This window comes from Amycolatopsis sp. NPDC003731 (assembly GCF_053586895.1).
On record NZ_JBSFNC010000021.1, the window covers coordinates 1 to 21845 of the forward strand.

General features: G+C 73.2%; 20 protein-coding genes and 1 other RNA gene. 10 read left to right on the forward strand and 11 right to left on the reverse strand.

Translation table 11 applies throughout. From position 1 onward, the window contains the following. Positions 1 to 152: 152 nt before the first annotated feature. The 4 genes from rnpB to ACWDN5_RS11545 all read right to left on the reverse strand — a co-directional run bounded on the left by rnpB (position 153) and on the right by ACWDN5_RS11545 (position 3296). An RNA gene (gene rnpB, locus ACWDN5_RS11530) (RNase P RNA component class A) lies at positions 153 to 544 on the reverse strand. 30 nt (positions 545 to 574) lie between these two features. Next, positions 575 to 1810 (reverse strand): NAD(P)/FAD-dependent oxidoreductase, encoded by a 1236-nt coding sequence (locus tag ACWDN5_RS11535; protein ID WP_310970677.1) that lies wholly within the window; start codon positions 1808 to 1810, stop codon positions 575 to 577. After that, a complete protein-coding gene (locus ACWDN5_RS11540; RefSeq protein WP_449676151.1) occupies positions 1807 to 2619 on the reverse strand; it encodes a 4Fe-4S domain-containing protein in 813 nt (270 codons plus the stop codon). The genes ACWDN5_RS11535 and ACWDN5_RS11540 overlap by 4 nt, the downstream gene beginning before the upstream one ends. 8 nt (positions 2620 to 2627) lie before the next feature. Then, on the reverse strand, positions 2628 to 3296 hold the full coding sequence (locus ACWDN5_RS11545) for a DUF4142 domain-containing protein (protein ID WP_449676152.1): 669 nt from the start codon (positions 3294 to 3296) through the stop codon (positions 2628 to 2630). A gap of 248 nt (positions 3297 to 3544) precedes the next feature. Here ACWDN5_RS11545 and ACWDN5_RS11550 point away from each other — a divergent pair, with 248 nt between their 5' ends. Genes ACWDN5_RS11550 through ACWDN5_RS11560 form a run of 3 tightly spaced genes read left to right on the forward strand, consistent with a single transcriptional unit; the run spans position 3545 to position 7471 of the window. Beyond that, positions 3545 to 4123, forward strand: coding sequence for a sigma-70 family RNA polymerase sigma factor (locus ACWDN5_RS11550; protein WP_310970682.1), 579 nt, complete (start codon positions 3545 to 3547; stop codon positions 4121 to 4123). Further along, on the forward strand, positions 4120 to 4587 hold the full coding sequence (locus tag ACWDN5_RS11555; protein WP_310970683.1) for a hypothetical protein: 468 nt from the start codon (positions 4120 to 4122) through the stop codon (positions 4585 to 4587). Before ACWDN5_RS11550 ends, ACWDN5_RS11555 begins: the two co-directional genes overlap by 4 nt. A gap of 31 nt (positions 4588 to 4618) precedes the next feature. Next, positions 4619 to 7471: an AAA family ATPase gene (locus tag ACWDN5_RS11560; RefSeq protein WP_449676153.1), complete on the forward strand. Its 2853-nt coding sequence runs from the start codon at positions 4619 to 4621 to the stop codon at positions 7469 to 7471. A gap of 6 nt (positions 7472 to 7477) precedes the next feature. Here the strand turns inward: ACWDN5_RS11560 and ACWDN5_RS11565 are convergent, their stop codons facing one another. From ACWDN5_RS11565 to ACWDN5_RS11585, 5 genes are all read right to left on the reverse strand, one after another. Further along, positions 7478 to 8719, reverse strand: coding sequence for an SLC13 family permease (locus ACWDN5_RS11565; protein WP_449676155.1), 1242 nt, complete (start codon positions 8717 to 8719; stop codon positions 7478 to 7480). 418 nt (positions 8720 to 9137) lie between these two features. After that, positions 9138 to 10880 carry a hypothetical protein gene (locus tag ACWDN5_RS11570; protein ID WP_449676156.1) on the reverse strand — a complete coding sequence of 581 codons (1743 nt, stop codon included), beginning with the start codon at positions 10878 to 10880 and terminating at the stop codon, positions 9138 to 9140. Between the two features lie 184 nt (positions 10881 to 11064). After that, positions 11065 to 12198, reverse strand: coding sequence for a bifunctional RNase H/acid phosphatase (locus ACWDN5_RS11575; RefSeq protein ID WP_449676157.1), 1134 nt, complete (start codon positions 12196 to 12198; stop codon positions 11065 to 11067). Beyond that, positions 12195 to 12932, reverse strand: coding sequence for a zinc ribbon domain-containing protein (locus ACWDN5_RS11580; protein WP_310970690.1), 738 nt, complete (start codon positions 12930 to 12932; stop codon positions 12195 to 12197). Before ACWDN5_RS11580 ends, ACWDN5_RS11575 begins: the two co-directional genes overlap by 4 nt. 10 nt (positions 12933 to 12942) lie before the next feature. Beyond that, positions 12943 to 13773 carry a Nif3-like dinuclear metal center hexameric protein gene (locus ACWDN5_RS11585; RefSeq protein ID WP_310970692.1) on the reverse strand — a complete coding sequence of 277 codons (831 nt, stop codon included), beginning with the start codon at positions 13771 to 13773 and terminating at the stop codon, positions 12943 to 12945. Positions 13774 to 13804: 31 nt separating this feature from the next. Here ACWDN5_RS11585 and ACWDN5_RS11590 point away from each other — a divergent pair, with 31 nt between their 5' ends. The 5 genes from ACWDN5_RS11590 (at position 13805) to ACWDN5_RS11610 (ending at position 18168) form a co-directional block, all read left to right on the forward strand. Next, positions 13805 to 14371, forward strand: a complete 567-nt coding sequence (locus ACWDN5_RS11590) for a chorismate mutase (RefSeq protein WP_449676160.1) — start codon at positions 13805 to 13807, stop codon at positions 14369 to 14371. 262 nt (positions 14372 to 14633) lie between these two features. Continuing rightward, positions 14634 to 15095 carry a low molecular weight protein-tyrosine-phosphatase gene (locus ACWDN5_RS11595; RefSeq protein WP_310970695.1) on the forward strand — a complete coding sequence of 154 codons (462 nt, stop codon included), beginning with the start codon at positions 14634 to 14636 and terminating at the stop codon, positions 15093 to 15095. An 82-nt stretch (positions 15096 to 15177) separates the two neighbouring features. Continuing rightward, positions 15178 to 16569: a ricin-type beta-trefoil lectin domain protein gene (locus ACWDN5_RS11600; protein WP_449676161.1), complete on the forward strand. Its 1392-nt coding sequence runs from the start codon at positions 15178 to 15180 to the stop codon at positions 16567 to 16569. A gap of 97 nt (positions 16570 to 16666) precedes the next feature. Continuing rightward, on the forward strand, positions 16667 to 17500 hold the full coding sequence (locus tag ACWDN5_RS11605; RefSeq protein ID WP_449676163.1) for an SURF1 family cytochrome oxidase biogenesis protein: 834 nt from the start codon (positions 16667 to 16669) through the stop codon (positions 17498 to 17500). 50 nt (positions 17501 to 17550) lie between these two features. Beyond that, positions 17551 to 18168 carry an FMN-binding negative transcriptional regulator gene (locus ACWDN5_RS11610; RefSeq protein WP_310970698.1) on the forward strand — a complete coding sequence of 206 codons (618 nt, stop codon included), beginning with the start codon at positions 17551 to 17553 and terminating at the stop codon, positions 18166 to 18168. 1 nt (position 18169) lies between these two features. On the opposite strand, the gene ACWDN5_RS11615 is transcribed toward ACWDN5_RS11610, so the two are convergent. Both ACWDN5_RS11615 and ACWDN5_RS11620 read right to left on the reverse strand, forming a co-directional pair. Next, on the reverse strand, positions 18170 to 19054 hold the full coding sequence (locus ACWDN5_RS11615) for a cobalamin biosynthesis protein CobD/CbiB (RefSeq protein ID WP_310970699.1): 885 nt from the start codon (positions 19052 to 19054) through the stop codon (positions 18170 to 18172). 42 nt (positions 19055 to 19096) lie between these two features. Beyond that, entirely contained in the window at positions 19097 to 19801 is a 705-nt protein-coding gene (locus ACWDN5_RS11620) for a FadR/GntR family transcriptional regulator (protein WP_449676165.1), read from the reverse strand. Between the two features lie 103 nt (positions 19802 to 19904). Between ACWDN5_RS11620 and ACWDN5_RS11625 the strand changes: the two genes are divergently transcribed. After that, positions 19905 to 20402 (forward strand): gluconokinase, encoded by a 498-nt coding sequence (locus ACWDN5_RS11625; RefSeq protein ID WP_449676166.1) that lies wholly within the window; start codon positions 19905 to 19907, stop codon positions 20400 to 20402. Then, on the forward strand, positions 20399 to 21766 hold the full coding sequence (locus ACWDN5_RS11630; protein WP_449676167.1) for a GntT/GntP/DsdX family permease: 1368 nt from the start codon (positions 20399 to 20401) through the stop codon (positions 21764 to 21766). Before ACWDN5_RS11625 ends, ACWDN5_RS11630 begins: the two co-directional genes overlap by 4 nt. The last annotated feature ends 79 nt before the right edge of the window (positions 21767 to 21845 follow it).

The following is a 21845-nucleotide window of genomic DNA, read 5'->3' on the forward strand; positions in this document are numbered from 1 at the left end:
CTCGACGAGGCGGACGGCTCGGTGACGCCGCTGGCCGAAGAACTGACCGCCTGGTCTTCGACGAGCTTCGCGGCCAAACACGCGTGTCGACCCTTCAAGCACGCGTGTCGACCCTCTAAACACGCGTGTTGACCCTTTGAGCACGGGGTGGGCGGACGAGCTGGCATGTAAGCCGGATCCTGTTCCCCGGTCGCCTTGCGGCTCGCGGGGCGGCGGCCATCCATCTCGGCCTGCCGTCGCCGGCAGGCTCCAGCGGCCTACCCGCAGGCTCGGACGGGCCGTCCTCGAACGCCTGCGCAGGAGCTCGCGCTCCCTCTTGGCCTTGCTCCGGGTGGGGTTTACCTAGCCGTCCCGGTCGCCCGGGACGCTGGTGGTCTCTTACACCACCGTTTCACCCTTACCCCCGCCGAGGCGGGGGCGGTCTGTTTTCTGTGGCACTTTCCCGCGGGTCGCCCCGGGTTGCCGTTAGCAACCACCCTGCCCTGCGGAGTCCGGACTTTCCTCGGGCCGGGTCGCCCCGGCCCGCGACCGCCCTGCCAGCTCGTCCGCAGGCTGGATCGTAGCCCAGCGCGGCTCAGTGACCGGCCACCGCCTCGCTGCGGCGGCGGGGCCGGGCCGGGGGCGGGGACTCGGCGGGCGCCGGGTGCTGGCGGGCCAGTTCCGCGGTCCAGTGCAGGACGGCGGCCGGGCTGTCGAGGCCGATCAGGCCGACGAGCCGGCCCTGGCGGACGAAGCCGGTGATCGGCCGGGTGCCCGGGACCGGGGACTCCAGCAGCACCGTGTCGGTGGCCAGCGACGGCCGGCCGGCGACCTGGATCCGGACGCCGTGCTGCTCGGACCAGTAGCGCGGCACCGGCGTGTAGGCCGGGGCCCCCTGCGGCCCGGCCAGGAGGTTCTCGGCGGCCGCGCGGCTCATCTCCACGGCGTTGAGCCAGTGCTCCTCCCGGTGCGGTGCGCTGTCGAAGCGGAGGTTGGGCCAGCGGGCGACGTCGCCGGCCGCGACGATCGTCGACGAGCCGACCACGTGGCAGGTCGGCGCGCAGACGACGCCGTCGTCGAGCGGCAGCTTGGCGCCGCGCAGCCAGGACACCGCCGGGACGCTGCCGACCGCGACCACGACGCAGGCGGCCTCGAGGGCGCGGCCGTCGGCGAACTCGAGACCGACGTGCGTGGGCGCGGGCCGCCAGCGGCGGATCGTGGTGCCGAGTTCGAGGTGGACGCCGCGGGCGGTGTGCAGCGCCGTGAGCCAGTCGCCGATGTCGGGCCCGAGGACGTCGGCCAGGAGGGCGCGCTGCCGTCCGAAGAGGACGACCTCGCGGTTCATCTCGCGCAGGCTGGAGGCGACTTCGCAGCCGATGAAGCCGTCGCCGATCACGGCGACCGGGCCCGGGTTGGAGGCGAGGGCGCGCTGGAGGGCGATCGTGTCGGAGAGGGTGCGGACGACGACCACGCGCGGGTGGCCGTGCGGCGCGCCGGGCATCCGGCGCGGTTCGACGCCGGTGGCGACGATCAGGCCGTCGTAGTGGAGTTCTTCGTCGCGGAGGTGGACGACCTGACGGTTCGGCGAGAGCCCGGTGACCGGCGTGCCGAAGCGCCATTCGGCGTCGACCTCCAGGGGGTCGGCGAGCAGCGTGTCGGCGCGGCTGACCGCCCCGGTGAGCAGCTGCTTGGACAGCGCGGGGCGGTGGTAGGCGATGTCGGGTTCGGCGCCGAGGACGACGACTTCGCCGTCGAACCCGAGTTCGCGCAGCCGTTCGGCCGCGCGCAGGCCGGCCAGGCCGGCTCCGGCGATGACGATGCGTTCGCTCATCGGGTGGCTCCCAACAGGTGGATGGCTCTCATGGGGCAGGCGCGCGCGGCGGCCTGGACGTTCGGGACGAGCTGGGCTTCCGGGCGCCTCTCGTAGGCGAGCTGCCCGTCCTGGCCGAGCTGGAAGACCTGGGGCGCTTCGGACTGGCAGACCCCGTAGGCGTGACAGCGCTGGCTGTCGACGTCGACGCGCACGGTGGCCGGCTCCGGGCCGTCCCCCGCGGGCGGCCGCGCGACCAGGCCCACGCGGGCCAGCGCCTCGGCGGGCAGCACGCGCAGCACCGACAGCAGCACCGGCGGGACGAGCAGCGTGATGCCGGCCAGCCAGACGACGGCGAGGTGCCCGCTCGCGATGGCGCCGAGCCACGCGTGCACGGCGAGCAGGCCGATGGCGAGGTACCCCACCTGGTGGAACCGCAGCCAGCGGCCTTCGCGGGTGCCGCGGCGCAGGGCCGCGGTCACCGACACGGCGATGACGAGCTCGAGGCCGGCGATGCCCAGCGCGTGCCGGGGCGTGCCGTCGTAGAAGGGCAGGAGGAGGTCGGCGACGCCGAACGGGTCGTCCTCCAGGAAGAGGAAGGTCAGCCCGTGCAGGGTGCCGGTGGCGAGGGTGAACGCGGCGAGCACGACGTGCCCGGTGCGGATCGCGTCCTGGCCGCTGAACCGGCGGACCCAGCCGGTCGCGGCGAGGACGCCCCAGCACAGCGTCAGGCACATGCAGAGGTAGGTGAGGCGGCCGGACAGCGTGGCGGCCTCGGCGATCCCGGTGTCGTGCGGCGACACCGGGATCAGCGCGGCGTGGGGGGACATGGAGCGGCTTACCTCCGGGGGCGCGGCGAGGTCCTGCCGGGGGTTCCGAGCAGGCGGAGCAGGCCGAACGTGGCGACGGCGGCGAGGGCCACGAGAACGGCACCGGCGGCGATGGCGCCGCCGCCGAGGGTGTCGTCCTCGGTGGCGGAGACGAGCAGGGACGTGGTTTCGGCGAGCCCGGTGCTCTCGAGCAGGGTCAGGTGCCCGAGCGAGGTGTCGACGGCGGTCTGGGCGAACGCGCGGACGTCGTCGTCGCGGGTGCCCGCGCGGACGTCGGAGGCGAGCCCGAAGAGCGTGCCGTACTCGGCGCGGAGGCGGTTGACGTAGGCGCGGTCGAACGTGTCGCCGGAGTCGGCGGCGATCTCGTCGGCCCAGCCGCGCTCCCGGTCGGTCGGCTCCCCCGGCAGGGTGACGGCGAGCCGGTCGGCGACGGCGCGCAGGGCGACGTCGAGGCGGGCTTGGTCGTCGGCGATGCGGACGGCGACGGCGCGCACGCGGCGGTTGGTGGCCCGCTCGACGGCGAGCCTGCTCGACGGCACGGCCCACAGCGTGTGCTGCTTGAGCCGGGTCAGCAGGGCGCGGTCGGACTGCTGCAGTTCCCCGGCCGACGCCGGCCCGGCACAGCCCAGCAACAGCGCGGCCGCGGCGGCCAGCAACGCCACGAATCGGAGCGGCATCCCCGTTGTCCCTTCGCAAAGGAGTCCTCATCTCCTGGTACGGGGCAGGAGTGTGATCCGGTTCTCTCCGTCACCTTTTAGTGACCTGTGACCTGTATCACAAGACACATTGTGAACCGGCCGGTGGTGACACTCGCCGACGCTGCATCGAATTGAGCCGTGAAACTGATGCATATGGCCTATTAAGTGATTTTGCGCTACGCTCCGATGACCCTACGGTCCGCCAGTCAGGTGAGGTTGCGAGCTTTATGGAAGCAGCAGGAAGAGAAAGTCGCGGCCAGGTCGGCTACGCGTCGTCCGCGACAGCGGTCGACACCGGCCCCGCGGCGGGGGACGACCTCGTCCCGCTGCTCTACAAAGACTTCCGAGCCACCCTGTTTGCGCAGGTCCTGGCCCTGACCAACCATGATCGCCAGTGGACCGAAGACGTGGTGCAGGAGACCATGATCCGGGCCTGGCAGCACTCCGCGACGCTCGAACGCGAGCCCGGAATGCTGCGCGGATGGCTGCTCACGGTGGCCCGGCGGATCGTCATCGACGGCTGGAGGAATCGCCGCGTCCGCCCGCAGGAGGTCGCTCTGGAGATCCCGGAAAACGCCGAGTCCACGGACCGCACGGACAGCTCGTTAGCGGCGCTAACGATTACTCGGGCATTGCGGGAACTGGACGCCAAATATCAGTCGGTCATCTACGAGACTTATCTCGCGGGAAATACCGTTCGGCAGGCGGCGGAAATTCTCGGAATTCCCGAGGGAACTGTCAAATCGCGGTTGTACACGGCGATGCGGCAATTGCGGAAAGCGCTCGGGGAAGTGGCGATCCGATGAGCGGGCGGAAGGGGGACACCGCGGCCTACGGGCTCGGTGTCCACGACGATCCGGAAGAGTTCGAAGCCCACTTGCGGAGCTGCGCCCGCTGCCGGGGCCGGGTCGCCGGGTTCACCCCGGTGGCCGGCGCGCTGGCCGAAGCCGTGCGGCTGGGCTACCTGCCGCCGGGCGACGGGGCGGCCCGGCGCCGGAAGTCGGCGGGCTCGGCGGCCCTGCGGGGGCCCGCGGCCGGCCCGCTCCTGCTGCTGGCGCTCGGCGTGGCCGCAACGAATCTTGCGGGGGTCCGGGTGGCAGAGCCCCCGGCCCGCGGCGAAGCCGCGGATGTCACCGCCCTCTGCGCGCACCGGCCGGTGGTCGGGAAGATCCGGTTCGCAAGCCCTGCGTCCATCGTCTCCCCTGGTCAGGTCGTGGCCGGTACCGGCCGCGCACCGCGGTCTCTCCCGTGGTCGGCCGGTTTCCAGTAGTCTGCCCCAACCCAACATGAAAGTCCTTACGGTGGATACCGAAGTAAATCCCGAGCACCCCGCCAGCGGGGCTTCGGTACCGAAGCGTCCCGCCCCGCGGCTCCCCGGCCGCGAGCCCGAGCTCGGCCGCCTGACCGGTCTCTTCCCGGCCGTCCTGGGCGGCACGGCCGCCAACGCGGTGCTGGCCGGGGAGTTCGGCATGGGCAAGAGCGCCACCCTGCGGACCACCGCGGCGCTGGCCGCGGACGCGGGCTTCACCATCGCGACGGCCACCGGGTCGCGGCTGGAGAGTCACTTGGCCGGCGGGGTCGTCCGGCAGCTGGCCGACGCGCTCGAGGAGCCCGGCGCGCCTCCGCGCCCGCCCGTCGCCGAGCTGTGCGGCGCGGCCGGCGAGAGCGAAGCGCTCGACCTCTTCTTCCGGATCGTCCGCGACGCCACCGACCGCGGTCCGCTGTTCCTCGGCATCGACAACATCCACCTGGCCGACGCCTGGTCCATGCGGTGCCTGGCCTACCTCCGCAGCCGCGTGCTCGACCTGCCGGTGCTGGTCGTCCTGACGTCGGTCGTCGGCTACCCGCAGCACCGCGAGGTCGCGCTGCTGGACATGGTGGGGAGCACCCCGCTCACGGTCACGCTGAACGGCCTCGGCGACGCGGCCGCGGCGGAGGTCCTCGGCCTCGCCCCCGGCGAGCTGGCCTCCGCCTGCCGCGAGGCGACCGGCGGCAACCCGGTGCTGCTGCAGGCGCTGCGGCCGCGGCTGCTGCCCGGCGCGGACCCGCACGAGCTCGGCTCGTCGCTGATCGGGCAGGTGCTCACCACGCGGGTGCAGGAGTTCCCGCACGCGCCGGCCATCCTGCACGCGGCGGCGATCCTCGGCGAGGACGCCGGCTTCGACCTGCTGGCCCGGCTGGCCGGCGTCGACGAGCTCGACGCGCTGCAAGCGATCGACACCCTGGTCCGGCTGCACGTGCTGACCAACAGCGACCAGCCGACGCTGACCTACTCCTTCGTCCGCAACTCCGTGCTCAAGGACATGCCGCACACGACGCGGGCGGTCAACCACTCGCGGGCGGCGAAGCTGCTGACCGAGGCGGGGGCGCTGCCCGAGCGCGTGGCCGCCCACCTGCTGGAAGCGCCGTCGATCCGGATCCCGTGGGCGGTGGACGTGCTGCGGCTGAGCGCGCGCGACGCCGTGTTCTCCGGACGGCCCGAGCTGGCCGCGCGGCACCTGCGCCGGGCGCTGGAGGAGCGGCTGACGTCCGGGCGCCGGATGGCCGTGCTGCTGCAGCTCGCGCACGCGGAGTTCCAGTTCGACCCGCCCGCCGCGGCGAAGCGGGTGCGGGAAGCCGTCGACACGGTCGGCAACCGCGAGACGGCCGCGTACATCGCCACCGCGATGCTGCTGTCGCTGTGCGGCGGCCAGGACGCCCGGCTCGGGATCAGCGCGGCGGGCCAGATCGCGGCGCGGCTCGACGCGGGCGGCCCGGACGCGGTGTGGCCGCTGCTGTGCATGACCTACCTCGCCGAGGCCGGCAGCCGGCTCGGCCCGCCCCCGGAGTTCCGCGACTTCGAGGAGCAGTGGGCACCGCTGACCGACCCGGCGGCCCAGCGGAGCCGCTCGGCGCTGCTGGCGCTGGACGCGGTCCGCAGCGGCGAGTCGGCGCAGGACGCCATCGGCCACTTCGCCGACGCGCTGAGCCAAGCCGGGGCTTCGCCGCAGGCCGAGGGCGCCGCCACCCGGAGCCCCCGAGGGGTGGCGGGCGACGACGGCGACCTGTTCGAGCAGCACTACTTCTTCACGCTGGCCACGGCGGTGCTCGCGGACGAGCCGGCCCACGTCGACCGGCTGTGCCGGGTCCTCGACGTCGAGCGCGAGCCCTGGGACGTCCACGTGCCGCACGGCGCGCTCCCCACCCTGGCCCGCGGGATCGCCCTGCAGGCCAGCGGCGACCTGCAGCGCGCGAGCGTCCACTTCGAGTCGCTGCTGCGCCGCTTCGACGAGCGCGGCGCGACGACGACGTGCCCGGTCGGCGTCCTGTGCGCGGCGAAGCTCGTCGAATGCTGGGTGGACCTGGGCCGGTTCGAGGCGGCGACGTCCCTGCTGGACCGGATGGACTTCGTCGCCAGCCAGGGCTTGTTCACGCACACGTACCTGCTTTACGCGCGCGGGCGACTGCGCGTCGCGACGGGGTACACGCGCTTCGGGTTCGAGGACCTGCTGAGCTGCGGCCGCCGCCTGGCGCACCACGGCATGCGGTTCCCGGGGTTCGTGCCGTGGCGGGCCCACGCGGCGCGCGCGGCGCTGGCGCTGGGCCAGACCGACGACGCGGCCCGTCTGGCCGAAGAGGACATCAACGCGTCGGCCCGCTGGGGCGCGGCGCGGCCGCTCGGGACGGCGTTGACGACACTGGGGCTGGTCCGGGAGGACGACGAAGCCGAGCGGGCGTTGCAGAAGGCGATCACGACGCTGCGGTCGTCCCCGGCGCGGTTGCAGCTGGCGACGGCGCTGACGGAGCTGGGGACGCTGCAGGCCCGGCACGGTCAGTCGGAGAAGGCGATCGAGACGCTGCGGCAGGCGGTGGAGCTCAGCGAGCAGTGCGGGGCGCGGCCGCTGGCCCGCCGGGCGGCCGAGGAGCTGCGCTCGGCGCGGCGGGCGCTGACGCCGGCAAAGGACAACGAGCACGGGCTGACCCGGCAGGAGAACCGGATCGCGGTGATGGCGGCGCAGGGCCTGACGAACCGCGAGATCGCGACGGCGTTGCACCTGACGCGGCGGACGGTGGAGCTGCACCTGTCCGGGGCGTACCGGAAGCTGGGGATCCCCGGGCGGGCGGAGCTCGGTGGCGCGCTGGCGAAGTCGTCCCAGCGGGTGGACGGCCGCTGAGCGCGGTCAGCCCGCGAGTCCCAAGCCCAGCCAGAGCGCGACGGTGGCCGCGGCCAGGCACAGCGGGGTCGTGAGCGCCCCGAGGACGTGGAACGTCTTGAAGGAGGGCGGCTTCGGGAGCGTCCGGCGCCAGAGCAGGGTGGCCAGGGAGCCGAGGTAACTCGCGTTCGGGCCGATGTTGACGCCGAGCAGCACCGCCAGCAGCACGCCCGGCGCCGGGTGCGCGCCCAGCACCGACAGCAGGATCAGCGTGGCGGGCAGGTTGTTGACCAGGTTGGCCAGCAGCGCGGCCACCCCGGCGGCGATCAGGAGGTCGACCAGGCCGGTGGACGTCGGCAGGACGTCACGCAGCACGCCGCCGAGGACGTGCTCCGACACGGCCTCGACCACGACGGCCAGGCCGAGCACGAACAGGCACAGCTGCGGCGCGGCCTCGGTGACCAGCTGCCACGGCCGGATCTTGCCCTGCGCGAGCGCACGCACGCCGAGGACGAGCGCGGCCAGCGCGGCGATCCAGCCGGGTTCGACGTGCCCGAGCTGCCCGACGGCGAACCCGGCGAGCGTCAGCCCGAGGACGACGAGCGAGAAGGTCGGCGTCTCCAGGTGCTGCCGCGGTTCGGGCGTCTCCCGCGGCCGCAGGTCGGCCTTGAAGAACCGGAGGAAGACGAGCAGTTCGAGGCCGATGGTGACGAGCCACGGCAGGGCCATCAGCGCGGTGAACCCGGCGAAGGTCAGCCCGGACGCGGCGAAGGCGAGCAGGTTGGTCAGGTTGGAGACGGGCAGCAGCGTCGACGCCGAGTTGGCCAGGTGCGCGCAGGCGTAGACGTGCGGCCGCGCGGGCAGTTCGAGGCTGGTGGCGGTGGCGAGGACGACGGGGGTGAGCAGCACGACGGTGGCGTCCAGGCTGAGGATCGCGGTGACCCCGGCGGCGGCGGCGAAGGTGAGCACGAGCAGCCGCCGCGGCCGGCCGTGGCACGCCTCGGCGAGCCGGTTGCCGAGCCAGGCGAAGACGCCGTCGACACTGGCCAAAAAGGACAAAAGCAGGATAGCGGCCAGAAACCCCAGCGTGGGCAGGATTTCCACCGCCCGCTCCCCGGCGGCGGCGGGGTGCACCAGTCCGAGGAGGAGGGCAACCCCGGCAGCGGGAACGGCGGCAACGGCTTCGGGCCACCCCCGCGGCCGGACGATGGCGAAGACGAGCACACCGGCGAGGAGCAGCAGGCTGGCCGCGCCCGCGAGGAGATTCACGCGTTCACGCTAACCGCGGCCCGATTTTGTCGGTGCCACCGGGTAGCGTGGAAAACGGGGGGCGCCCCCGCGGGCCGGAGTCCGAAGTGGACGCCGGCTGGGCTTGCGTGGCCCGGTGGCGGGGCGCGAAGGGACATGACGCGCGGGCCTGGCGGGCCTCACGCGTGGCTGGAGCGGCATCACGCCAGCCTGAAGAACCACCACACGCACGGCGGGACATCCGCGGAACCGGAGCGGCACCACACGGGACCGGAGCGGCGTCACGCGGGCTCCGCGGGGCATCACGTGGGACCGAGCGGGTAACTCGCATAGTTGAGACCGGATCTCACGTGATCGGAGCCGGGTCCCGGGTGGTCGGCGGTTCCGGGCTCAACCACTCCGGCCAGAGGCGCGCCGGGGACCGGCGGTGAGAGCAGGGTCAGCTGGGCATGGTGATCGTCTGGCCCGGCTTCATCGTCGCCCCGCAGTCGTCGAGGGGGCCGCCGAAGCGGTCGGCCGCCACGGCCGGGATCGTCTTCGCCGCATACTCCTGGGCCGCCTTCAGCTTGGCCGGGTCCGTCACCGCGTCTCGGCGGACCCAGTCTCCGTTGCGCAGGCCCTCGATCGGCGATGAATAGATCAGCACGTAGTCGCGGTCGAGGCGCGGGTCCAGTGCGATGCCGTTGCCCGCCGCCCAGGGGCCCCACGAGTGGATGAACGTCGGCTTGACCGTGTCGAACACGTAGTTGCGCAGGCCCGCCAGGTCGTTGTCGTGGACCAGGTCCGCGATCGGCTTGTTGACCAGGCCCGCCATGTCGACCAGCTCGAGCCGGCTGGTCATCGACGAACCGCCGAGGTCCGGCAGCAGCAGCGACGCCTTCTGCAGGCCCAGGATGTCCGCGTACGTGTTGAAGCCGCGGCCGAAGCGGTCGGCCACCAGGCACGCCGTGATGTTCGGGTTCTTCGCGAACTTGTCCGCCGCGGCCGCGAACCCGACCGCCGACGGGACGAACGCGCCCACCAGCACCACGACGATCCCCGCGCGCAGCAGTACCTGCCGGTGGCGCAGCAGCTCGCCGGCCGACAGCGTGCCCGCGATCACCGCCAGCGCCCAGATCGGGCTGGCGAACCGGTGCTGGTACATCCAGTCGGCGACCATCACGCCGTACGCGACGATCCCCAGCCCCAGCGGCACCAGCAGCGCGATCAGCGACCGCCGCCACGGGGCCTTGACCAGCGCGAACACGATCACCAGCGCCAACGCGATGACGCCGGCCCAGCCCGCGTAGCCGACCAGCTCGAACGGCCGCTTGACCGCGTCGAAGCCGGGCAGGCCCTGCTGCTTGGCCACCGACGGGTTGGCCAGTAGCCGCCCGAACTCCGCGTGGCGCCAGACGACGTACGCGCCGAACGGCACCGCGAACGCCGCCACCGACAGCAGGGCGAGCCGGAAGCTCTTCCAGAACAGCCCCGAGCGCAGCAGGAACAGCGCCGCCAGGGGGTACGCGCCCGCGTAGATCAGGCCTTCCGGGCGGGTCAGCGCGGCGAACGCCACCATGACCCCGGCCCAGAGCGCGACCTTGGGGGTCAGGAGCCGGTCCTTGCGCACCGCGACGAACAGCGTCACGCCGAGGGTGACGACCGCGAACGCGAACAGCGAGTTCTCCAGGCCGGACACGACCCAGATGACGTACGACGGGATCGTCGCCAGGGTCAGGCCCGCGATCAGCGTCGCCAGCCACGCGAAGCGCGTGAAGATCTGCTTCGCGGCGATGTGGCAGGCCGTCAGGACGCCGCCGGTGAACAGCAGGCCCAGCGCCTTCGGGAACAACACGTAGTCCGGGATGCCGAAGATCGCGCCGTGGTCGAACAGGCCGACGAGCTTGCCGAGGCCGAGCAGCACCATCCACGTCGGGTCGGAGAAGCCCTCGACCGGCGGCGCGCCCGGCTGCAGCACCGGGCCGAGGCCGTCGGCGAAGCTGCGGGCGTAGGAGAAGGTGATGGCGGCGTCGTCGACGATCCAGTGGCCGTACCGGGTGGCGTGCACGGCCACGGCCGCGACGCCGGCGAGCACGGCCAGCACCGGCGCCAGGCGCGCGCCCCAGCCGCGGGTGGCCGTGGTGGTGGCCGGGTCCTCGGGGACGTCGCTCGGGGAGGTCTCGGTGAGTGCGCTAGCCGTCATGTCCTCGTCACTGTTCCGCCCGCAGGCTTCTGCCGGTGGGATACGCGCGAGCTGGCGCCCCCTGACTGGGTCGATCTTCGAGACCCGCCACCGCGGCGACGCGGTCGAGACACTGTAGCCAATACCCCATCCGGGGTCCGCCACGCGTCGGTGTTGAGCGTGATCCACCCCACATTTTCGCCGGTCAGGCCAGGTGCGAGGTGTCGTTGACGAGGCGGACCGAAGCGTTCCCGTCCGGGTAGAACTCGACGATCGACAGAGACGCCAGATCCAGGTGCAGCCGGAAGAGCAGCTGCGGGCCGGCGTCGAGGCCCATCCGCAGCAGTGTCTTGATCGGCGTCACGTGGCTGACCAGCACCAACGTCTTCCCGCCGTGCTCGGCGATGAGCTCGTCGCGGGCCTTGCGGACCCGCCGGTGGACGACGTCGAAGCTCTCCCCGGCGGGCGGCGGCACCGAGCTGTCGCCGAGCCAGGAGCGGTGCAGCTCGGGGTCGCGGTCGGCCGCTTCGGCGAAGGTCAGGCCCTCCCACTCGCCGAAGTCGGTCTCGATCAGGCCGGGGTGGGTCTCGACGCGGCCGCCGAGCGCGTCGGCGACGGCCTGCGCGGTCTGCTTCGTGCGGGTCAGCGGCGAGGAGACGATCGGGACGGCCTCGCCGTCGACGACCAGGCCCTCGGTCGCGGCCAGCCGCTTCGCGGCCGCGGCGGCCTGCGCCCGGCCCAGCTCGGTGAGCGGGACGTCGCCGCGGCCGGAGTAGCGGCGCAGCGCCGACATCTCGGTCTGGCCGTGCCGGAGCAGGAGCAGCCGGGTGGGGGTGCCTTTCGCGCCCGTCCAGGCCACCGTCGCGCGGTCCGGCTTGCGCGTCGGGAGCTGGGGTTTGGCGGCGGTTCCGGGGCGCCCCGCGGCGGGCTTGCCGGTCGCCGCGTCCATGGCCTCGTTGGCCAGCCGGTCGGCGTGGGAGTTCTGCGCGCGCGGGATCCACTCGTACTTGACGCGGGAGAAGCCGGCGGCCAGCTCCTTGGCCCGCTCGGCCAGCGGCTGCATGTCCGGGTGCTTGATCTTCCAGCGCCCGGACATCTGCTCGACCACGAGCTTCGAGTCCATCCGGACGTCCACAGTGGACGCCCCCAGCTCGGCCGCGGCGGCCAGGCCGGCGATCAGGCCGTTGTACTCGGCGACGTTGTTGGTGACCACGCCGAGGCTTTCCTTGCGCTCGGCGAGGACTTCGCCGTCGGCGTCGCGCACCACGGCGCCGTAGCCGGCCGGCCCGGGGTTGCCGCGGGAGCCGCCGTCGGCCTCGACGATGACGTGCGAGGTCACAGACCCGACTCCAGGGTCCGGACCAGGATCGCGCCGCAGTTCTCGCACTGGATGACTTCGTCCTCCGGCGCGGCCTTGATCTCGCTGACCGTGTTGCGGTCCAGCTCCAGCTGGCAGGCGCCGCAGCGGCGGGCCCGCAGCAGCGCCGCCCCGATGCCCTTGTGCTCGCGGACGCGCTCGTACAGCTTGAGCAGCGGCTCCGGGAAGCGCGGCACGAGCTTCTCGCGGTCTTCGGCGCGGCGCGCGCGGGTGGTGTCGAGGTCCTTGAACGCCTCGTCGCGGCGGGCGATCGCGGCGGCGACCTCGGCTTCGGCCTTGTCGACCTCGGCGCCGGTGCGCTGCGCGTCCAGGCCGAGGGCCTCGCGCTGCTCCATCAGCTCCAGCAGGTCGTCCTCCAGCGCGCTCTGGCGGCGCTCCAGCGACTGCAGCTCGTGCTCGATGTCGGTCATCTGCTTCGCGTTCACCGTGCCGGAGGCCAGGAGCTTGCGGTCGCGGTCCTCGCGGGCGCGCACCGACTCGATCTCCTTCTCCTGCCGGGCGATCTCGCGGTCGAGGTCGGAGGCGGCGGTCTCCACCGACACGAGCGCGTCGCGGCGCTCGCGGACGGTCTTCTCCCCCGCGTCGATCTCGGCCAGCTCGGGCAGGGTGCGACGGCGGTGCGCGGTGCGCGAGAGCTCGGCGTCCACCTTGGCGAGCTCGAGCAACTGGCGCTGCACGGCGGGTTCGGCCTTCACGGTGCTCCTCTTAGATCGATGTGCGCTCGGCGCGGACGTTCCACGGGTCGGTGCGCCGCGTGGAGACGTGAACGTCGACGTTACCCGCAAACGCCTGCGCCACGAGCGCCGAGGCTTGCCCGCACCAGGGCCACTCGCTGGCCCAGTGGGTCAGTCCGACCAGCGCGGGCACCGGGCCGCGGCCGGCGAGGTGCTCGCCGGCGGGGTGATGCCGCAGGTCGGCGGTGACGAAGGCGTCGACACCGGCCTCGGTGGCCTGCTTCAGGTAGGAGTCTCCGGCGCCGCCGGAGACGGCGACGGTGCGGATCGGGCGGTCGGCGTCGCCCGCGCCGAGCACACCGGGCACGGTCGCCGGGAGGGCGTCGGCGACGCGCTGGACGAACACCGCGAACGGCTCGGGCTCGGGCAGCTCGCCGATCCGGCCGATGCCGGTGACGCCGTCGGCTTTCGGCTCCAGGGGGCCGGTGACGCGAAGGCCGATCGCCTGCGCGAGGGCGTCCGAGACGCCAGGGTCGGCGGAGTCGGCGTTGGTGTGCGCGCAGTAGAGGGCGATGCCTTCGCGGATCATCCGGTGGACGAGCGAGCCCTTGGCGGTGTCGGCCGGGACGCCGTGCACCCCGCGCAGCAGCAGCGGGTGGTGCGCCACGATCAGCTGCGCGCCGAGCTCGACGGCTTCGTCGACGGTCTCGGCGACGGGGTCGACGCAGAACAGCACGCGGTGCACGGGTTCGGCGGGATCGCCGCAGACGAGGCCGACGGCGTCCCACGACTCGGCGAGTTCGGGCGGGTAGGCCCGTTCCAGCACGGAGATGACTTCGGAAAGGGCGGAAGGCGCGGGCACGCGGTGATTTTCGCATGTAGCGTTCCGGGTCATGCGCCTTCGGTCCTTGCTCGTCACGGTGACGGCGGTCCTCGCCGCGTCGCCGCTCTTCGCGGCCCCGGCATCGGCTTCGGAGCCGTCGTTGTGGCGGCTCACGGACCTGGCGGCCCAGCGCGTCGCGATCGCCGATCAGGTGGCGGCGGCCAAGTACGGGACGCCGTCGCCGATCGACGACCCGGTGCGGGAACAGCAGATCTACGACTCGGTGGCGTCGCGCGCCCCGGGCCTCGGCCTCGCCCCGGCGGACGCGGTGCGGTTCTTCCGCGCCCAGATCGAGGCGAACAAGCTGGTGCAGCGCGGCCTCTACGCGCGTTGGGACGCGCACCCGTCGGAGGTGCCTTCGCCGCGGCCGGACCTCTCGCGGATCCGCCCGGTGATCGACGGGCTCAACACGGGGTTGCTGACGGAACTGGCGGCGACGGTGCCGGCGCGGGCCGCGCGGACGTGCCCGATCCAGCAGCTGGTGACGGCGGACGTGGTGGACGTCTTCCACCGGTTCGACGCACTGCACGTGCGGGCGCTCGCCGAGGCGACGTCGGCGACCTGCACGGCGGGTTAGGGCGCCCCGGCGGCGTCAGGGCCGCCGCGGCGCCGGGTGGGGGTCAGTTGCAGTTGCCGCAGCAGCCGCAGCCCTGACCGGTGCACTTCGAGCAGCACCCGTGCATGATCGCTCTCCTTCCGGTTCGCGTCCTCGCCCGATCGACGCTAAGTGGGCGCCATCGGCCGCGGATACCGCCGAGCGGGCGGGTGACCGGGTGAACCCGGTGGTTACGCACGGGCCTCGCGGCCCGGCCGGGGTGGCCGGTCGTTACCCTCGGGGCGTGCCGCACATCGTCTTCGTCTGCTCCGGCAACATCTGCCGTTCCCCGATGGCCGAGCTGGTGTTCCGGGCCGGGCTCGACGCGGCCGGGCTCGGGGACGCCGTGCGCGTCACCAGTGCCGGCACCGGTCCGTGGCACGCCGGGGAGCCCGCCGACAAGCGGGCCCGCGCGACGCTCAAGGCGCACGGCTACCCCACCTCCCATGTCGCGTCCGAGGTCTCCGACGAGGACCTCGCCGCCGATCTGCTGCTGGCCGCGGACGAGGGGCACCTCGAGTTCCTGCGCGCGCGGGTCGACGACCCGGGCAAGGTGCGGCTGCTGCGGTCGTTCGACCCGTCGGCCCCCGAGGGCGCCGAGGTCCCGGACCCCTACTACGGCGGCGACGAAGGCTTCGAAGACGTCCTCGGCATGGTCGAGCGCACGGTGCCCGGCCTGCTGGACTGGGTGCGCGCCCACGCGTGATCGGCGTCACAGGCACGCGAAGTACTGATCCACCCGGCCCGGCGATATCCCTTCCGGCATCGTCACCGATGAGGGGAATCGCGTGCTCAGAAGAATTTCGGGCGTTCTTGCGCTCGTGACGGCGGCGGGGGTCCTGGCCGCCGCGCCGGCCCGAGCGATCGCCGGGGGAAGCCAGGCCGCCGAGGGGACGTATTCGTTCGTCACCAAGGTGAACACCGCCGGCCGGGCCTGCACCGGGTCGCTGGTCGCGCCGCAGTGGGTGCTGACCGCGTCGACCTGCTTCGGCGACTCGGTTCCGGCGGGACCGCCGCCGTCGGCCGCCACCGCGACCGTGGGCGGGCGGACCGCCGGAGTCACCGCGCTCGTGCCGCGGACGGACCGGAACCTCGTCCTGGCCCGGCTGGACGCCCCCGTCTTCACCGTCGCCCCGGTCGCGCTCGCCGCGGGCCCGGTGCGGGCCGGCGAGGTGCTGCGGATCGCCGGCTGGGGCCGGACCGCGACCGAGTGGGTGCCGGACAAGCTGTCCACCGCGCTCTTCACCGTGCAGTCGAGCACCGCCACGACGCTGGCCGTCACGGCCGGCGCGACCACCTGCAAGGGCGACGCGGGCGGCCCGGCGCTGCGCGAGACCGGCGGAACGGCCGAGCTCGTCGCGATCAACGCCGCGTCGTGGCAGCACGGCTGCATCGGGGAGACCGAAACCCGCCACGGCACCACCGAAACGCGGCTCGACGACATCGCGGACTGGGTCCGGGCGCAGCTCCCGCCGTACGCCATCCGCAACTTCAACGGCCTGTGCACCGCCGCCGGTGCCCGGGTGACCACCGCGGTCTGCGCGCCGGACGCGGCCGGGCAGCGGTGGACCCTGCCCGGCGACGGCACCGTGCGGACCCCGGACGGGCGCTGCCTCGGCGTGACCGGGACGGACGTCGTGACCGCCGCGTGCGCGGCCGTCCCGGAACAGCAGTGGCGGTTCCCCGGCGACGGCACCCTGCGGACGGCGGCCGGCGCCTGCGCCGACCTCGGCAGCAACGACGCGGGCACGCCGCTGCTCGTCACCGGGTGCGTCGCCGGCAACGTGAGCCAGCAGTGGTTCCTCAAGGGCGACGGCACCCTGCGCAACCACAACGGCCTCTGCGCCGACCTCGGCTCCAACGCCGAGAAGACGCCGATGATGGTGGTGGTCTGTGACGAGAGCCTCGTCAGCCAGCGCTGGGGGCTGTCCGGCGGCTCGCTCGTCAACACCAACCAGCTCTGCGCCGACCTGGGCTCGAACGCCCCGGGGACGCGGCTGATCATGGTCGCGTGCGACGCCGGCCACGTCAGCCAGCAGTGGACCACGCCGGGTGACGGCACCCTGCGCAACCACAACGGCCTCTGCGCCGACCTGCGGTCGAACGCCCCGGGCGCCGGGGTGATCACGGACGTCTGCGTCGCCGGGAACCCGAGCCAGCAGTGGCGGCTCGACCGCTGACGCCGGGTTCGCCCCGCCCGGGTGGTTCGTCCGGCCTCCGTCACCGGTGACGGAGGTCGGCGGGCGGCCCGGGCGGGGCACGGCCTACCGTGGTGGGGTGCGGTTGCGGTTCCTGCTGAAGCCCGGGTGGCTGGCTCTGACGGCGGTGGTGTTCACCTTCGCCATCTGCTGCTTCACCCTGCTCTCGCCGTGGCAGTTCAGCCGCAACACCGAGCGGGAGCAGCAGAACGCCGCGCTGGAGACGTCGTTCACCGCCGCGCCGGTGCCGCTCGCGCAGCTGCTGCCGCCGGGGAGCGTGCCCGGTCGGCACACCGAATGGCACCTCGTCTCGATCACCGGGCAGTACCTGCCGGACAAGGAAGTCATCGCGCGGCTGCGGACGGTCCAGGGCGAAGGCGCCTTCGAAGTCCTGACGCCGATGCGGACCACCGACGGCACGGTCGTGCTGATCGACCGCGGGTACGTCCGGCTGGACAGCAAGTCGGCCGCGCTGCCGTTCGCGCCGCCGCCGGCCGGGACCGTCTCCGTGACCGCCCGGGTGCGGGCCGACGAGACGGACCCCAAGAACCGCGACGCCTTCGCCGACGCCTCCACCGGCGGACGGCTGCAGAGCTACGTCGTCGACTCGCGGGTCGTCGCGCGGGCGGGCGGGCTCGACATCCGGCCGGGGTACTTCCAGCTCGACGTCGGCCAGCCCGGGGTGCTCGGTGCGCTCCCGCTGCCGCAGACGGACTCGGGGCCGTTCCTGTCGTACGCGCTGCAGTGGATCGCCTTCGGCGCGATGGCGCTGCTCGGCTGGCTGTACTTCACGGTCCGCGAGCTGAAGCCGGGCGGGGCGCTGGACGCCTCCGCCGCGGCGCCGGCGCGGCGGAAGTCCGTCGCGGAGATCCTCGCCGAGGACGAACTCGCCGAAAGTGGCCATCAGAAGTAGGCCGGAAATGGCCCTGTGGAGAGGCCAATTGCGGTGGTGATACTCGGGCCATGTTGATCCACCCGTGGGATGCGTCGTCCGGCACCGAGTGGCGGGAGTGGCTGTCCGCGCACGACTTCGGCCAGCTGATCGCCGGCGGCCGCGGCCGGGACCTGCCCGTGGTGACGCCGGCGCACTTCGCGTTCGACGGCGAAGGCACGATCGTCACGCACCTGGCCCGGCCGAACCCGATCTGGCCGCTGTTGGAGGAGCACCCGCGAGCGCTGCTGACGGTGCTCGGCGACTACACGTACATCCGCGCGGACTGGAACACGACCGGGGACCCGGCCCACGGCGTCCCGACGTCGTACTACGCGACGGTCCAGCTCGAAGGGGACGTCCGGCTGGTCGACGATCCGGCCGCGAAGGCGGCGCTGCTCGACAAGCAGCTGCGGCACTTCGAGCCGGACGGCGCCCGGGCCCCGGTGAGCGCGGACCACGACGCCCCGGACCGGCGGCTGCTGCCGGGGATCCGCGGCATCGAGTTCACGATCACCGGCGTCCGGGCGAAGTTCAAGTTCGGCGGCAACAAGACGGCCGAGGACCGCGAGCGGATCGGGGCCCGGCTGGCCGAGCGGGGCGGACCACTGGACGAGGAAGCTTTGGCCCAGCTGCGGCGGCGCGGCTGAGTCAGCGGCGTCCGAACCCCGCCAGAACGGCGACCACCACCGAAGTCGCCCCCGCGAGCCAGCCCACCACCCGGGACAGCTCCACCGCGCGCGTCACGTGTCCCGCGTCCGGGTTGCGGCCCACGCCCAGCACCGGCAGCTCCAGCACTCCGTGCGGGTACACCGTCCGGCCGCCGACGCGGATCTCCAGCGCTCCGGCGAACGCCGCCTCGACGCGGCCCGCGTTCGGGCTCGGGTGGGCGATCGTGTCGCGGCGCCACGCGCGCCACGCGCCGCCGGCCGAGCCGCCGACCACCGGGGCCGCCAGCACCGTCAGCGCCGCCGCCACGCGGGTCGGGACCAGGTGGACCAGCTCGTCGGCCCGGTCCACCGCCCAGTGCCCGCGACGGCCGGCGCGGGACCGGCGCAGCAAGCTCACCGCCCGCGCGCCCAGCAACCCCGGCACGCCCGCCAGCGCGCCCCACACCAGCGGGGCCACCACCGCGTCCGACGTGTTCTCCGCCAGCGTCTCCACCGACGCCCGGGACAGCGCGATCGCGCCCAGGCCGTCCGCCACCCGAGGGTCCAGTTCGGACAGCGTGGCCCGGGCCGGTTCGAAGCGGCACTCCTCCAGGTCGCGGGCCAGTTCCGTGCCCTGCTGGGCGAGGCCCGCCGCGCCGAGGACCGCCCAGGTCGTCACCGCCGTCGCCGTGGCCTGCGCCAGGGGACGGCCGCGGCTCGCCCGCTCCAGCACCGCCCCGCCCGCGACGAGCACGCCCGCGGCCACGACCGCCGACCGGCGCGGGAGCCGCCGGAACGCCGTCACCGGGAGGCGGCGGCGGGGGTCGCCGAGGGCGCCGTCGGCCGCCACGCCCAACACCAGTCCGATCGCGCGCGCCGCGCTCACCCGTGCCCCCCGGCGGAAGAAAGTCCAGTTCTCCCCGGGAGGCTACTCGGCCTCGGCCGGCCCCTCCTCCACCAGGGCGGCGATCTCGTCCCGGGCTTGGACGACGATGTCGCGCATCGCCCGCTCCGCCCGGTCCGCGTCCCCCGCCGCCACCGCCGCGGCCACCTCGACGTGCAGCGCCACCGCCTCGGGCTGCGGCTCCGGCGGCATCAGGCCGTGCCCGGTCCGCCCGGTGAGCACCTCCGCGACGACGTCCGACAGCTGCCCGAACATCGGGTTGCGGGACGCGGCCAGCAGCAGGTCGTGGAAGGCGATGTCGAAGCCGAGGAACGCCGAGAGGTCGCGGGCGCGGGCCGTCCGCGCCAGGCGCTCCCCCAGCGCGCCCAGGCGGCCGCGCTCCTCCGGCGTCGCGCGCAGGGCCGCGTACCGCGCCGCGCACGGCTCGATCGCCGAGCGGAGCTCGTTCAGCGTGGCCAGCGCCGCCGGGCGGGCCGGGCCGTCGAGCTGCCAGCGGATCAGCCGCGGGTCGTAGTGGTTCCACTCTTCCGGCTCCCGGACGATCACGCCGACCCGGCGCTTGCTGGTGGTCAGCTGCATCGTCTCCAGCACGCGGACGACTTCGCGGGCGACGGTCCGCGAAGCGCCGAAGCGTTCTTGAAGGTCTTCCGAGCGCAGCACGCTGCCCGGCGCCAGGGAACCGTTCGCGATCGCCGCGCCGAGGGCGTCCAGGACCTGCTCATGCCTCACACCCGGCAACTTAGCCGTCTGACTCGATTAAGTAGTACTTCATCTTGAATAAGTAGTACTTTTGAGTTTCACTCACCTGGGCACAACGAAGTGGGAGGTGCGGATGACCGTCATCGTGGTGATGGGGGTGTCAGGCTCCGGGAAGACGACGATCGGCACGGCACTCGCCGAGGCTCTGGGCGTCGAGTACGCGGAAGCGGACACGTTCCATCCGAAGGCCAACATCGACAAGATGACCGCCGGCACGCCGCTGACGGACGAAGACCGCGCGCCCTGGCTCGAAGCCATCGCCGGCTGGATCCGCGAGCACCAGGCCACCGGCGGGGTCGTGACGTCCTCCGCGCTCAAGCGCCGGTACCGGGACGTCCTGCGCACCGGCGGCGACGTCTGGTTCGCCCACCTGCAGGTCGACCGGGCGCAGCTGGCCGAGCGGATGAAGACCCGGAAGGGCCACTTCATGCCGGTGTCGCTGCTGGACTCGCAGCTCGCCGACCTCGAACCGCTCCAGCCGGACGAGGCCGGCGTCGTCCTCGACAACTCCCGCGGCACCCCGGAAGAAATCACCGAAGCCGCGCTGACCGCCTTCCGGGAGCACGCGTGAACGCCGTCCTCGCCGCCGGCTGGACCGGCCACGACACCCGCCTGATCATCGCGACGGTCGTCGCGATCGCCGTCATCGTCGTGCTGATCACGAAGGTGAAGCTGCACCCGTTCCTGTCCCTGACGATCGGGTCGCTCGCGCTCGGCCTCATCGCCGGGCTGCCGATCACCAAGGTGATCGAGACCTTCAGCAAAGGCGTCGGCAGCACGGTCGCCTCCGTCGGCATCCTGATCGCCCTCGGCGCGATGCTCGGCAAGCTGCTGGCCGACTCCGGCGGCGCCGACCAGATCGTCGACACCGTTCTCGGCAAGGCCCGCGGGGCCGCGCTGCCGTGGGCGATGGCCCTGGTCGCCGCCCTGATCGGGCTACCGATGTTCTTCGAGATCGGCCTGGTCATGCTGATCCCGGTGGTGCTGCTGGCGGTCAAGCGCACCGGGAAGCCGTTGATGCTGCTGGGCATTCCGGCCGTCGCCGGGCTTTCCGTGCTGCACGGCCTGGTCCCGCCGCACCCCGGCCCGCTCGCCGCGGCCGGCGCGCTGAACGCGAACGTCGGCGTCACGCTGGCGTTCGGCCTGCTCGTCGGCATCCCGACGCTGGTCGTCGCGGGCCCGCTGTTCGGCAAGGTCGCGGCCCGGCTGGTGCCGGACGCCGTCGCCCCCGAGCGGCTGATCCCCGAACGCGCCGACACGGACAAGCCGCGGCCGAGCTTCGCCGCGACGCTCACGACGGTGCTGCTGCCGGTCGTGCTGATGCTGGCGAAAGCGCTCTCGGACATCCTGCTGGCCAAGGACAACCAGGCGCGCAAGGTGTTCGACTTCGTCGGCGACCCGCTGATCGCGCTGCTCGCGGCGGTCCTGGTGGGCATGGTGCTGCTCGGCCGCCCGGCCGGGCTCGGCCGCGAAAAGCTGTCCACTGTGGTCGGTGACTCGCTCGGCCCGATCGCCGGCATCATCCTGATCGTCGGCGCGGGCGGCGGCTTCAAGCAGACCCTGGTCGACGCCGGCGTCGGCGACGTCATCACCGGCCTGGCCAAGGACGCGAACCTGTCCCCGCTGCTGCTCGGCTGGCTGGTCGCGGTGGCGATCCGCCTGGCGACGGGCTCGGCCACGGTCGCCACCGTCTCGGCGGCGGGCATCGTGGCCCCGCTGGCGGCGACGATGGACCCGTCGCACAGCGCGCTGCTGGTCCTCGCGATCGGCGCCGGGTCGCTGTTCTTCTCGCACGTCAACGACGCCGGGTTCTGGCTGGTCAAGGAGTACTTCGGGCTCTCGGTCGGGCAGACGCTGAAGAGCTGGTCGGTGATGGAGACGCTGATCTCGGTGGTCGCGATCGCGCTGATCCTGCCGCTGTCGCTGGTCGTCTAGCCACGGCCCCAAGGCCGCCACCCACCGCGGGTGGCGGCCTTTTTCACCCGTTGACATGTGACCTTTTGGTCACCTATTC

Bases quoted from the DNA above. Each gene is read 5' to 3' on its own strand.
- ACWDN5_RS11555 (WP_310970683.1), top strand. From the start codon at position 4,120: ATGAGCGGGCGGAAGGGGGACACCGCGGCCTACGGGCTCGGTGTCCAC.
- ACWDN5_RS11610 (WP_310970698.1), top strand. From the start codon at position 17,551: ATGTTGATCCACCCGTGGGATGCGTCGTCCGGCACCGAGTGGCGGGAG.
- ACWDN5_RS11625 (WP_449676166.1), top strand. From the start codon at position 19,905: ATGACCGTCATCGTGGTGATGGGGGTGTCAGGCTCCGGGAAGACGACG.
- ACWDN5_RS11550 (WP_310970682.1), top strand. From the start codon at position 3,545: ATGGAAGCAGCAGGAAGAGAAAGTCGCGGCCAGGTCGGCTACGCGTCG.
- ACWDN5_RS11540 (WP_449676151.1), bottom strand. From the start codon at position 2,619: ATGTCCCCCCACGCCGCGCTGATCCCGGTGTCGCCGCACGACACCGGG.
- ACWDN5_RS11570 (WP_449676156.1), bottom strand. From the start codon at position 10,880: ATGACGGCTAGCGCACTCACCGAGACCTCCCCGAGCGACGTCCCCGAG.
- ACWDN5_RS11590 (WP_449676160.1), top strand. From the start codon at position 13,805: ATGCGCCTTCGGTCCTTGCTCGTCACGGTGACGGCGGTCCTCGCCGCG.
- ACWDN5_RS11545 (WP_449676152.1), bottom strand. From the start codon at position 3,296: ATGCCGCTCCGATTCGTGGCGTTGCTGGCCGCCGCGGCCGCGCTGTTG.
- ACWDN5_RS11535 (WP_310970677.1), bottom strand. From the start codon at position 1,810: ATGAGCGAACGCATCGTCATCGCCGGAGCCGGCCTGGCCGGCCTGCGC.